We start from the raw sequence: 12,032 nt of genomic DNA, 5'->3' as shown, positions 1-12,032 counted from the left end.
GCCTACTTATCCACAGATCGACGAAAGGCAGGGCGATGGCGGACGATTCCGGATCCGACGGGCCTGCCGCGTCGTCCGGTGACTCCGGCCCGGAGTTGCGCGGGGTCGATCTCGCCCGCCGTGCGCTCGAGGAGGCCCGTGCCGCGGCCAAGGCCAGCGGCAAGGCAGTGGGGCAGGGGAGGGCATCGCCGCGTAAGGGCGGTGTTCGGGCGCTTCGTCGGCGCGGTTGGTCGGGAGCCCGCCCCGACGAACGCGATCCACAACTGCTCTCCGCGGTCGCCGGTGCGCTGGCCAAGAATCGCGGCTGGTCCGGGAAGGTCGCCGAGGGCATGGTCTTCGGCCGCTGGTCGAGTGTGGTCGGCGAGGACATCGCCACCCATGCGACGCCGATCTCGCTGACCGACGGTGTGCTCAGCGTGCAGGCCGAATCGACCGCTTGGGCCACTCAGCTGCGTATGTTGCAGGCTCAACTGCTGGCCAAGATCAACGCGGCCGTCGGACAGGGCGTGGTCAAGACCCTGAAGATCAGCGGACCGGCCGCCCCCAGTTGGCGTAAGGGTGCGCGTCATGTGAAAGGGCTCGGTCCGCGCGATACCTACGGCTGAGGCGTTTCACGTGGAACGTGGCGGTCGACATGGGGAACGGCGAGTGCCGCAACCCATCCCGTGTCCGGATCGGAACGAGTGATCGACGACCATCGGCGCACAGGTATCCGATCGGCCACGGAGGCTTACGGGATATTCGAACCTACAAGCCGACCCATCGCGGTTCGATTTATCCCACTCACGACGCTGTCAGGGGTGTCATAGGTGCATCCTGTGCCGGGTGTACCAGTAGGATGGTGAGGTAACTAGCGGCGATACCCTCGGCACGTTCGGTGCTGCCGCCCGCTGGACCCGTAATTCTCGAGCAGTTCGTCATCTCGAGCAGAGGCCGTCTGGGGTCCGACGTGTGCACCGGCAGTGTCGTGCCGAGGGATCAGCAAGTAAGGAGAGCTACCGAGCAGTGGCTGCCAACGACTCCCATGCAAGCGGCTCGACCAACCCCAAGTCAGGTAAGCAGACCTACGGTGCCGACTCCATTACCGTTCTCGAGGGACTCGAAGCGGTACGCAAGCGCCCCGGTATGTACATCGGTTCCACCGGTGAGCGCGGTTTGCACCACCTGATCTGGGAGGTTGTCGACAACTCCGTCGATGAGGCGATGGCCGGCTACGCCACGCGCGTCGACGTCACTCTGCTGGCCGATGGCGGTGTCGAGGTCGTCGACGACGGCCGCGGTATTCCGACCAGCATGCATGCACAGGGCATCCCCACCATCGAGGTGGTCATGACCCAGCTGCACGCGGGCGGCAAGTTCGACTCCGAGTCCTATGCAGTGTCCGGCGGTCTGCACGGTGTCGGTATCTCCGTGGTGAACGCGCTGTCCACTCGCTTGCAGGCAGAGATCGACTACGACGGGCACCACTGGAGCCAGGAGTACAAGGACGCCAAGCCCGGCAAGCTGATCCAGGGCGAGTCGACCAAGCGCACGGGTACCACCATCCGCTTCTGGGCGGATCCCAATATTTTCGAGACCACCGTCTTCAACTTCGAGACCGTGTCCCGCCGCCTGCAGGAGATGGCCTTCCTCAACAAGGGCCTGACCATCACCCTGACCGATGAGCGGGTGACCGAGTCCGAAGTCACCGAGGAAGTGGTCAGCGAGCACGCCGAGGCGCCCAAGCACGCCGAGGAAGCCGCACCGGTCGAGCACAAGGTCAAGACCCGCACCTATCACTACCCGGGCGGCCTCGAGGATTTCGTCAAGCACATCAACCGGACCAAGCAGCCGATCCACAACACGGTGGTCGCGTTCACCGGTAAGGGCACGGGCCACGAGCTCGAGGTCGCGATGCAGTGGAATTCGGGGTATTCCGAGTCCGTCCACACCTTCGCCAACACCATCAACACCCATGAGGGTGGTACGCACGAGGAGGGTTTCCGCTCGGCGCTCACCACGGTGGTGAACAAGTACGCCAAGGACAAGAAGCTCCTCAAGGAGAAGGACGGCAACCTCACCGGCGACGACATCCGCGAGGGCCTGGCCGCCATCGTCAGCGTGAAGGTCGGCGAGCCGCAGTTCGAGGGCCAGACCAAGACCAAACTCGGCAACACCGAGGTCAAGTCGTTCGTGCAGCGCGCCTGCAACGAGCACCTGGCGCACTGGTTCGAGGCCAATCCGGCCGATGCGAAAACCATTGTGAACAAGGCGGTTTCCTCCGCGCAGGCCCGCGTCGCCGCGCGTAAGGCCCGGGAGCTCGTGCGTCGCAAGAGCGCGACCGATCTGGGTGGGCTGCCCGGCAAACTGGCCGACTGCCGCTCCAAGGATCCGACGAAGTCCGAGATCTACATCGTGGAGGGCGACTCCGCCGGTGGCTCGGCGAAGTCCGGCCGCGACTCGATGTATCAGGCGATCCTGCCGCTGCGCGGAAAGATCATCAACGTCGAGAAGGCCCGCATCGACCGCGTTCTGAAGAACAACGAGGTGCAGTCGATCATCACCGCCTTCGGCACCGGCATCCACGACGAATTCGACATCGCCAAGCTGCGGTATCACAAGATCGTGCTGATGGCCGACGCCGACGTCGACGGCCAGCACATCTCGACGCTGCTGCTGACGCTGCTGTTCCGTTTCATGCGCCCGCTGGTGGAACACGGTCACGTATTCCTCGCCCAGCCGCCGCTGTACAAGCTCAAGTGGCAGCGTTCGGATCCGGAGTTCGCCTACTCCGACCGTGAGCGCGACGGTCTGCTCGAGGCCGGTCTGGCCGCGGGCAAGAAGATCAACAAGGACGACGGCGTACAGCGCTACAAGGGTCTGGGCGAGATGAACGCCAAGGAGCTGTGGGAGACCACGATGGACCCGTCGGTGCGTGTGCTGCGCCAGGTCACGCTGGACGATGCCGCCGCCGCCGATGAGCTTTTCTCCATTCTGATGGGCGAGGACGTCGAGGCGCGTCGCAGCTTCATCACCCGCAATGCCAAGGACGTTCGCTTCCTCGATGTGTAGTCCGGCGCGCATCACGCTGCCGCGGACCAGGACTACAAAGGAGACTTCATGACTGAAACGACACTGCCGCCCAGCGGTGGTGGCGACCGGATCGAACCGGTCGACATCCAGAACGAAATGCAGAGCAGCTACATCGATTACGCGATGAGCGTGATCGTCGGCCGCGCCCTGCCCGAGGTTCGCGACGGCCTCAAGCCGGTGCACCGCCGCGTGCTGTACGCGATGTACGACAACGGGTATCGCCCCGATCGTGGCTATGTGAAATCCGCGCGCCCGGTCGCCGAAACGATGGGTAACTACCACCCGCACGGTGACGCCTCGATCTACGACACCCTCGTGCGCATGGCGCAGCCCTGGTCGCTGCGGTATCCGCTGGTGGACGGGCAGGGCAACTTCGGTTCGCGCGGTAACGACGGCGCGGCCGCCATGCGTTACACCGAATGCCGCCTCACGCCGCTGGCCATGGAGCTGCTGCGTGAAATCGACCACGAGACAGTCGATTTCACGCCGAACTACGACGGTCGTTCCCAGGAACCGGTAGTTCTCCCCAGCCGGGTGCCGAACCTGTTGATGAACGGCAGCAACGGCATCGCGGTCGGAATGGCGACAAACATCCCGCCGCACAACCTGAACGAGCTCGCCGAGGCGATCTACTGGGCGCTGGACAACTACGACGCCGACGAGGAAGCCACCCTCGCCGCGTGCATGGAGCGGGTCAAGGGCCCGGACTTCCCGACGCACGGCCTGATCGTCGGCAGCCAGGGCATCCACGACGCCTACACCACCGGGCGCGGTTCGATCCGCATGCGCGGTGTGGTGGAGATCGAGGAGGACAACCGCGGCCGCACCACGATCGTCATCACCGAGCTGCCGTACCAGGTCAACACGGACAACTTCATCAACGCGATCGCCGAGCAGGTCAAGGACGGCAAGATCGCGGGCATCTCCGATATCCACGACGAGTCCTCGGACCGCGCGGGTATGCGGATCGTGGTCACGGTCAAGCGTGACGCCGTGGCCAAGGTGGTGCTGAACAACCTCTACAAGCACACCCAGCTGCAGACCAGTTTCGGCGCGAACATGCTGTCCATCGTGGACGGCGTGCCGCGCACGCTGCGCCTGGATCAGATGATCCGGCTCTACGTCGAGCACCAGTTGGACGTCATCGTCCGGCGCACCCGCTACCTGCTGCGCAAGGCCGAGGAACGCGCCCACATCCTGCGCGGACTGGTCAAGGCGCTGGACGCGCTGGACGAGGTCATCGCGCTGATCCGGCGTTCGGCCAACACCGACACCGCGCGCACCGGCCTGATGGAAATGCTGGACATCGACGAGATCCAGGCCACGGCCATCCTCGATATGCAGCTGCGCAGGCTCTCGGCTCTGGAACGTCAGAAGATCGTCGACGAGCTGGCCAAGATCGAGCTCGAGATCGCGGATCTGAAGGACATCCTGGAGAAGCCGGAGCGGCAGCGCGCGATCGTGCGCGACGAGCTCCAGGAGATCGTCGAGAAGTACGGCGACGACCGGCGCACCCGGATCATCTCCGCCGACGGCGATGTCGCCGACGAGGATCTGATCGCCCGCGAGGACGTGGTCGTCACGATCACCGAGACCGGCTACGCCAAGCGCACCAAGACCGATCTGTACCGCAGCCAGAAGCGCGGCGGCAAGGGTGTGCAGGGCGCCGGGCTCAAGCAGGACGACCTGGTCAAGCATTTCTTCGTCACTTCGACACACGATTGGCTGCTGTTCTTCACGAACCTGGGCCGGGTGTACCGGACCAAGGCGTACGAACTGCCCGAGGCCGCCCGCACCGCGCGCGGTCAGCACGTGGCGAACCTGCTGGCCTTCCAGCCGGAGGAGAAGATCGCCCAGGTCATCCAGATCAAGACCTACGAGGACGCGCCGTATCTGGTGCTGGCCACCCGCAACGGCCTGGTCAAGAAGTCGAAGCTGACCGATTTCGACTCCAACCGGACCGGCGGCATCGTCGCGGTGAATCTGCGCGACACCGACGAATTGGTCGGCGCCGCACTGTGTTCGGCCGACGACGATCTGCTCCTGGTTTCGGCGCACGGTCAGTCGATCCGCTTCCCCGCCAACGACGAGGTGCTGCGTCCGATGGGCCGGGCCACCTCCGGTGTGCAGGGCATGCGGTTCAACACCGATGACGAACTGTTGTCGCTCAACGTGGTTCGCAACGATACGTATCTGCTGGTCGCCACGTCCGGCGGCTATTCCAAGCGGACCGCGATCGAGGAGTACACCGCACAGGGCCGCGGCGGAAAAGGTGTCCTGACTATCCAGTACGACCAGCGTCGTGGCAGTCTGGTGGGTGCGCTCATCGTCGATGATGAGGACGAGCTGTACGCGATCACTTCCGGTGGCGGTGTCATCCGGACCGCGGCGAAACAGGTTCGCAAAGCGGGCCGTCAGACCAAGGGCGTGCGATTGATGAATCTCGGTGAGGGCGATACCTTGCTTGCGATCGCTCGTAACGCCGACGAGCCCGACGAGGTTCCCGGCGAAGACGACACCAGTGGTTCCGAGAAGAAGTAGTTTTACCCGAGCAGCGGCGGCACAACGGATCTAAGGAATCCCCATTGACCACTCCGAACCAGCCGAACGACGAGCGGCCCCACGCCAATGGTGTGACCGAGCGGATAGCATCATCCCCGATTCCGCCCCGTCCCATTCCGCGGCCGGCAGGCACGGGTGAGGGCGGGTCGGGCAGTACGCCCGAAAGTACCGATCAGTCAGCCGATTTCGCGAGTCAGGAGGAGTCGGGCGAGTCGGCCAAGGCCAAGGCCGACACCGGTTCCCGGTTCGAGGAGGGATGGTCGCAGTTGCCGCAGCGTGAGCCGCAGTCCAATCTGAACCGTCCGGGCCAGGCTCCGGTGGCGGGCCGGCCGCCGTCGGTGAGCCTGGGCGGTTCGGGTAATGCCCGGACCACAGCGGATCTGGCGGCCAAGGCCGCGCGCAAGGAAGCGGCGATGGTGAAGTCCGTCGGCATCGACGGACCCACCCGCAGCATCGCCCGCCCCGAGCTGGTGAAGGACATGCCGGACCTGTCCGAGCTGCGTCACCCGCTGCCGCCCTCGGAGCACACCGCCACGACACAGCAACCCGTATCGCCCGCTGTCCCGCAGGCCGTGGTCCAGGCCGCGGCCAGCGGTCAGCCGCTGCGCGCGACCGTTCAGGTGCGGCACATCGATCCGTGGTCGACGCTGAAGATCTCGCTGGTGATCAGCGTGGCGATGTTCTTCGTCTGGATGCTCGCGGTCGGCTTCCTGTACATCGTGCTGTCCGGCATGGGTGTCTGGGACCGTCTGAACAGCACGTTCACCGATATGGTGTCGGACAACAACTCGAACTCCTCGGCCCTGATCGACGCCGGCACGGTCTTCGGCTATGCCGCGGTCATCGGCCTGATCAACGTCGTGTTGATGACGGCCCTGTCCACGGTCGGCGTCTTCATCTACAACCAGTGCACCGACCTCGTCGGCGGTATCCAGGTAACCCTGGCCGACCCCGACTAGTCCCGCTCCACCCACGGCCGGACCTGCCCCCGCAGGCCCGGCCGTTTCCATCTGCACCCCTCCTACCAGCCGTTTTGGTTGTTCCAGGGATGGTCGGGTAATCTTTGCTCTCGGTTCGGGGCAACAAACCCCAGCCCCTACGGGCCTATAGCTCAGGCGGTTAGAGCGCTTCGCTGATAACGAAGAGGTCGGAGGTTCAAGTCCTCCTAGGCCCACATCCCATGAAAAGCCCTTGACCAGTGGTTTCGGTCGAGGGCTTTCGCCATTTCCGGCACACTTCGGATTCGGGTCATACCGCGCGGACCAGGCGGTTGGCCAGGGTCGACATCGTGTAGGTGCCGATTCCCAGGACGACCTCGAGTGCGTTGCGTTCGGTGTATCCGTGCGCCAGCAGGGCTTGCAGGGTGTCGTCGTCGACACCGCCGGCGGTGGCCAGGACGGCGAGGGTGAAGACCCGGATGGCTTCGAGTCGCTTGTCGGACAAGGCTTCCTGGGCCCGCAGGGCGGCGATGAGGGCGGTGTCCGCGCCGTGTGCGCGGAGTCTGGCGGAATGGATGCGGATGCAGATGTGGCAGTCGTTGCGGACGGCGACGACCATGATGACGACCTCGCGCGCGAGCGGATCGAGGGTGCAGTTGTCGAAGCTGTCGCTCATGGCCAGGAAGCCGTTCAGCAGCTCGGGTGCGTTGGCGAGTCTGGCCGCGGCCTCGGGCAGTTTTCCGCCCCATGCCGCCGCGACGTTCCGCATCGCCTGTCGTGATCCCTCCGGGGCGGTATCCACGGTGTGCGCGTCGAACATCTGATCCTCCTAATATAGACAACATGGTTGACGATCAAACGGTAAACCAGGTTGTCGATTCCGGCAAGAGGGAACCTGTGGGCTACGAACTGCCCCTGTTGCTCTTCGCGGGATTTCGCACGGTCCTCGACGAGTTGCACGCCGAACTCGCCGAGCAGGGACACCCGGACGTGCGCCCGGCCTATGGATTCGCCATGCAGGCGATCGGCCTGGACGGCGCGCCCGCCAGTGAAATCGGCCGCCGCCTGGGCGTTTCCAAACAGGCGGCGGGTAAGACCGTCGACCGCTTGGTCGCCGCCGGTTACGCGGAAAGAGTCGACGACCCTGCCGACGCCCGCCGCCGGATCGTCCGGTTGACCCCGCGAGGGCTCGATTCGCTGGCCCGTTCGGCGGCGATCTTCGATCGGATTCGGGCCACCTGGAGTGCCGCGCTGGGCGAGGGGCGCCTGCGCGCACTGGAGGACGACCTCCGAAAGGTCACGGCGCCCACTGCGTTCCGGCTGGATGCGGCGGGCTGGATGGGCGGAACGAGTTGATCCGCCCGGTCGACACGGTGTGTGCCCATCCGCTCCGAAATCCCTGAGAGGATTTCAGCAACCCTGTAGCGTCACCGGAGTGCCATATCTGGAACACGAGGGAGACGTTGCAATCCTGCACTTCGGTGAGTCTCAGCACACTGCTGGCAGCGATCCGGAGAACAGATTCCATCCCGAGTGGATCGCGGGGTTCCATGCACTGCTGGACGACATCGAGGCGCAGGACGGGCCGCGTGCGCTGGTGACGACCGGGGCGGGGAAGTACTACTCGACCGGCGCGGATCTGAGGTGGGTCGCCGAACATCCCGACGAGGTCGACGGATATCTCAGCGAAATTCAACTGCTGTTCGCCCGGCTGCTGATCGCACCGCTGCCGACGGTCGCCGCCCTGCAGGGGCACACGTTCGGAGCGGGGGCGTTCCTGGCGCTCGCCCACGACCGTGCGGTGATGCGGGTGGACCGCGGGTTTTTCTGCCTGCCCGGCATCACCATCGGTGCGTCCTATGCGCCCGGAACCGTGGCGCTGGCCTCGGCCCGGCTGGCGCCACGCGTGGCGCACGAGGCGATGGTCAGTGGTCGGCGGTACGGCGGTGTGGACGCATTGACACTGGGACTGGTCGACGAGACCGCGGTGGAGACCGAAGTGCTCTGCGCGGCAGTCGAATACGCCAAGAACGTGGCTCATACCCGCGGGCCGGTGCTGCGTGACATCAAGTACCGGCTCTACGAGGAGGCGGTGACGCGGTTGCGCACTCCGGTGGCCGGTTACAACAATGCGAGCGTCGCCTGCGGATAATTTTTCGGAGAGCACCCCGATGAATAGTGTCAGCTGCCGGTGAAATCCGGCAGCTGACTTTTTCGCGTCAATTCCGGATGCCGAATATCGTGAATGCGAAAAGCAGGCCGGACGTCCCTCCTGCCGACGTCCGGCCTGTCTCCGGGATATACCCCTCGAGCCCTGGACAGGGATATCTCAGAGCAACGCGATAATGGCGCCGAGAACCACTCCCAGGGTTGCAACGGCGGCACCGGCGGCACTGCCAACGACTGGCAGAAGCATGATTCCTCCTGTTACTGAAATTCGATGTTGATCTTGCCGGAGTGATCATGTCAAAGTGCACGCTTTTCACACCGAACCGGCTCGGCGTGTCGGGGGAAGATCATTTCATCGGTAGGTATTCCGGCGGATTTTCCGGATGGCCGGTCAGTATCGGTGGCAGGAATCTGCAACCTGCTGCATCATCGGGCCCGCCGCCTGGTTGGAGCTCAGCTCGGGGACGCTCACACCGGCCATCTTCTTCCGTTGTGCCGCAAGCTGTTCGAGCATGGCAGTGCGCTTCTCGGCCGGCTGGGAGAACGCGAACCGCAAGATGTTCCGCTGCACCGGCGACGCGTCCAGGCGAGCGGCGGCAGCCGGGGCGACCTGGTGCATCGCGGCATCGATCTGAGCGAAGGAGCAGGTCGATGTGAGCAACGGGCTGAAATCATCGATCATGTCCGCCGAGGCCGTCGTCGATCCGAGCAATCCGGTGCCCGCGGCGAATCCGCCGACAGCGATGGCGGCAATCGCGCACCGCGCGTTGAGCATCCTCATGAATTCACCCTTCGTGGAGTTCGATCGAATAACGGGGCCGGTACCCCGGCGGTGATCGTAGTCAACGACGGTGCGATGACGGCGACGCGCCGACCGCGCGCCGGGGGAAAACCCGCTGGCTCACCTACGGTGATGCGCGGATGCGGCGAATACACACGCTGTCTCGATATCGAATTCGCCGGAGATAACATCGAATTTCGGGGTGCCGGAACGGATGTCACCGACCGGTCGGCGTATGGGAGGCGAGAGATTCACGTGTTGCGGATCGAGGGTGTGTGCAAACGGTACGGCGAAATGGTCGCGTTGTCGGATATGACTTTCGACGTGCACGCCGGTGAGATATTCGGATTCGTCGGCGCGAACGGCGCGGGCAAGACGACCACCATGCGCATCGTGATGGGTGTGATCGGAGCCGACCGCGGCGTGGTCCGCTGGCAGGGCCGCCCGATCGACCTCGATGTGCGCCGGCGTATCGGCTATATGCCCGAGGAGCGTGGGCTGTATCCGCGCATGCCGGTGGCCGCTCAGTTGACGTATTTCGCGCGGTTGCACGGACTTTCGGCATTCGAGGCGGAGGAATCCGCGCACCGGTGGATGCGGCGGCTCGGCATCCAGGAGCGTGCCCGGGACGATGTGCTGAAGCTGAGTCTGGGCAATCAGCAACGCGTGCAGTTGGCGACCGCGCTGGTGCACGAGCCGGACATCCTGGTGCTGGACGAGCCGTTCTCCGGCCTGGATCCGGTGGCGGTCGAGGTGATGAGTTCGGTACTGCGCGAGCGCTGTGCGTCCGGGAACAGTCCGGTGATGTTCTCCTCCCATCAGCTCGACCTGGTGGAACGCCTGTGCGACCGGGTCGGCATCGTCCGCAACGGATCCGTGGTGGCCTGCGGCACGGTCGAGGAACTGCGCGGTCTGGGCCCGGACCGGATCGCGATCGATGCGCCCGGGGTGAGCGGGGACTGGACCGCGCGGCTGCCCGGGGTGCAGGTGGAGCGGCGCGAGGGGACGCGCTGGATTCTGCGGCTGGCCGAGGGCGCCGATGATCAGTGGGTGCTGGGCGCGGCCGCGGCGGTGGGGCCGGTGCACGAATTCACCAGGATCAGGCCGACTTTGACCGAATTGTTCCATGACGTGGTCGCCGACCAGGAGCAGGGAGCCGTCGCATGAACAGCATGCGGATGTCGTCGGTTCGGGCGATCGAACTGGTCGCCGGGCGGGAGATCGGTACGCGGCTGCGGTCCCGGTCGTTCCTGGTGATCACGATCGTTCTGGTGGCAGCGGTGGTGGGCACGGTGGTGCTGTTCGGTTTCCTCGGCCGGACGCAACAGTCCGCGACGCCGACGGTGGGGGTGACCGCGCAAACCGCGCGGTACCAGCAGATGCTCGTCGGTGCGGGACAGACAGCGGGACAGCGCATCCGGACCGTGCTGGTGGATCGCGCGGCAGGCGAGAGCCGGGTGCGCTCGGGCGATCTGACCGCGCTGTTCACCGGCGTATCGGACGGTCGGCTGCAGGTGGTGGTGAAATCCTCGCTGCCGGACGGGCTGCGGACCGGGTTCGACCTGCTGGCCCGCCAGATCGCGCTGAATCAGCAGATCAGCGCGTTGGGCGGTGATCCGGCGACGGTGCAGCGCATGATATCCACCGCGACGGTGGACTCCCGGTCGCTGCAACCGGCCGACGATCACCGCGGCGAGCTGACCGGGATCGCGAGCGTCGTCGGGGTGCTGACGTACATCATGTTGCTGATCAGCATTCAGCTCACCGGACAGGGCGTGGTCGAGGAGAAGGCCAACCGCATCGTCGAACTGCTGCTGGCCACGATTCGGCCGTGGGAGTTGCTGGCGGGCAAGGTGTTCGGCATCGGCGTGGTGACCATCGGGCAGGTGGTCGTGCTGGCCGCGGCGGGTGCGGGTGCGGCGAGCGCGCTGGGGGTGCTGCACATCTCGGCCGCGGTGCTCACGAGTGCGGTCGGCTGGGCGGTGCTGTGGTATCTCCTGGGATATTTCGCGTATGCGCTGGTCATCGCCGCGGCCGCCGCGCTGGTCTCGCGGCAGGAGGACCTGGCCTCGGTGGCCACACCGGTCACCGTGATCGTCATCGCGGCCTACCTGGTCGGGCAGACCGTCGTGCCCGCTCATCCCGATGGCGTTGCGGCCGTGGTGTTGTCGTTTGTCCCGCTGCTGTCACCGGTGGTGATGCCGATGCGTGCGGTCTACGGGGTGCCCGGTCAGCAGATGGCGGCCGCGGTGGTGATCGCCCTGGTGACGATCGTGTTCACCGTGTGGCTGGCCGGACGGGTCTACGCGAATGCGGTGTTGCACACCGGTGGTCGGGTCTCGCTGCGCACCGCGTTGGCGCGTGCGATGCCTGCCCGACGTGTCGGCGCCGACTCGGTGAGTCCGGATCAGGATGCCCAGCGGGACCTGGAAGTCGTCGAGGATCGCCCGGAAACAACTGCGGGAATCGGCCGGTAACTGTCCCTGATCAGCTTGCTGCCCTGCGAAGTT

The 12,032-nt window shown here is 65.3% G+C and carries 10 protein-coding genes and 1 tRNA gene; 9 read left to right on the top strand and 2 right to left on the bottom strand.

The features are described from left to right. The first annotated feature begins 35 nt into the window (after window positions 1-35). The 5 genes from K7711_RS20330 to K7711_RS20310 all read left to right on the top strand — a co-directional run bounded on the left by K7711_RS20330 (window position 36) and on the right by K7711_RS20310 (window position 6,808). A complete protein-coding gene (locus K7711_RS20330; RefSeq protein WP_222971025.1) occupies window positions 36-605 on the top strand; it encodes a DUF721 family protein in 570 nt (189 codons plus the stop codon). A gap of 400 nt (window positions 606-1,005) precedes the next feature. Then, window positions 1,006-3,051, top strand: coding sequence for a DNA topoisomerase (ATP-hydrolyzing) subunit B (gene gyrB / locus K7711_RS20325; RefSeq protein ID WP_222971024.1), 2,046 nt, complete (start codon window positions 1,006-1,008; stop codon window positions 3,049-3,051). A gap of 48 nt (window positions 3,052-3,099) precedes the next feature. Beyond that, a complete protein-coding gene (gene gyrA / locus K7711_RS20320) occupies window positions 3,100-5,613 on the top strand; it encodes a DNA gyrase subunit A (protein WP_222971023.1) in 2,514 nt (837 codons plus the stop codon). Between the two features lie 44 nt (window positions 5,614-5,657). Next, complete coding sequence (locus K7711_RS20315) at window positions 5,658-6,593, top strand: DUF3566 domain-containing protein (RefSeq protein WP_222971022.1); 936 nt, start codon at window positions 5,658-5,660, stop codon at window positions 6,591-6,593. Window positions 6,594-6,734: 141 nt separating this feature from the next. Continuing rightward, window positions 6,735-6,808: transfer RNA gene (locus K7711_RS20310), tRNA-Ile, on the top strand. A 74-nt stretch (window positions 6,809-6,882) separates the two neighbouring features. Here the strand turns inward: K7711_RS20310 and K7711_RS20305 are convergent. After that, on the bottom strand, window positions 6,883-7,392 hold the full coding sequence (locus K7711_RS20305; protein WP_222971021.1) for a carboxymuconolactone decarboxylase family protein: 510 nt from the start codon (window positions 7,390-7,392) through the stop codon (window positions 6,883-6,885). A 23-nt stretch (window positions 7,393-7,415) separates the two neighbouring features. Here K7711_RS20305 and K7711_RS20300 point away from each other — a divergent pair, with 23 nt between their 5' ends. Both K7711_RS20300 and K7711_RS20295 read left to right on the top strand, forming a co-directional pair. Beyond that, complete coding sequence (locus tag K7711_RS20300; RefSeq protein WP_222971020.1) at window positions 7,416-7,928, top strand: MarR family winged helix-turn-helix transcriptional regulator; 513 nt, start codon at window positions 7,416-7,418, stop codon at window positions 7,926-7,928. Window positions 7,929-8,007: 79 nt separating this feature from the next. Next, complete coding sequence (locus tag K7711_RS20295; protein WP_308014847.1) at window positions 8,008-8,724, top strand: enoyl-CoA hydratase/isomerase family protein; 717 nt, start codon at window positions 8,008-8,010, stop codon at window positions 8,722-8,724. A 408-nt stretch (window positions 8,725-9,132) separates the two neighbouring features. Here the strand turns inward: K7711_RS20295 and K7711_RS20290 are convergent, their stop codons facing one another. Further along, window positions 9,133-9,522 carry a hemophore-related protein gene (locus K7711_RS20290; RefSeq protein WP_222971018.1) on the bottom strand — a complete coding sequence of 130 codons (390 nt, stop codon included), beginning with the start codon at window positions 9,520-9,522 and terminating at the stop codon, window positions 9,133-9,135. 294 nt (window positions 9,523-9,816) lie between these two features. On the opposite strand from K7711_RS20290, the gene K7711_RS20285 reads away from it, so the two are divergent. Together K7711_RS20285 and K7711_RS20280 are read left to right on the top strand one after the other, a co-directional pair. After that, window positions 9,817-10,689, top strand: a complete 873-nt coding sequence (locus K7711_RS20285; RefSeq protein WP_235747503.1) for an ABC transporter ATP-binding protein — start codon at window positions 9,817-9,819, stop codon at window positions 10,687-10,689. Next, complete coding sequence (locus tag K7711_RS20280; protein WP_222971016.1) at window positions 10,686-11,999, top strand: ABC transporter permease; 1,314 nt, start codon at window positions 10,686-10,688, stop codon at window positions 11,997-11,999. Before K7711_RS20285 ends, K7711_RS20280 begins: the two co-directional genes overlap by 4 nt. The last annotated feature ends 33 nt before the right edge of the window (window positions 12,000-12,032 follow it).

Origin of the sequence: Nocardia coffeae, from assembly GCF_019890715.1 — a bacterium.
GTDB classification, from domain to species: domain Bacteria; phylum Actinomycetota; class Actinomycetes; order Mycobacteriales; family Mycobacteriaceae; genus Nocardia; species Nocardia jiangxiensis.
This window is presented reverse-complemented; position numbering and strand designations above follow the sequence as displayed.

Coding starts and splice junctions, on each gene's coding strand:
- K7711_RS20330 (WP_222971025.1), top strand. CDS start 36: ATGGCGGACGATTCCGGATCCGACGGGCCTGCCGCGTCGTCCGGTGAC.
- gyrA (WP_222971023.1), top strand. CDS start 3,100: ATGACTGAAACGACACTGCCGCCCAGCGGTGGTGGCGACCGGATCGAA.
- K7711_RS20305 (WP_222971021.1), bottom strand. CDS start 7,392: ATGTTCGACGCGCACACCGTGGATACCGCCCCGGAGGGATCACGACAG.
- K7711_RS20300 (WP_222971020.1), top strand. CDS start 7,416: ATGGTTGACGATCAAACGGTAAACCAGGTTGTCGATTCCGGCAAGAGG.
- K7711_RS20290 (WP_222971018.1), bottom strand. CDS start 9,522: ATGAGGATGCTCAACGCGCGGTGCGCGATTGCCGCCATCGCTGTCGGC.
- K7711_RS20285 (WP_235747503.1), top strand. CDS start 9,817: ATGGTCGCGTTGTCGGATATGACTTTCGACGTGCACGCCGGTGAGATA.
- K7711_RS20280 (WP_222971016.1), top strand. CDS start 10,686: ATGAACAGCATGCGGATGTCGTCGGTTCGGGCGATCGAACTGGTCGCC.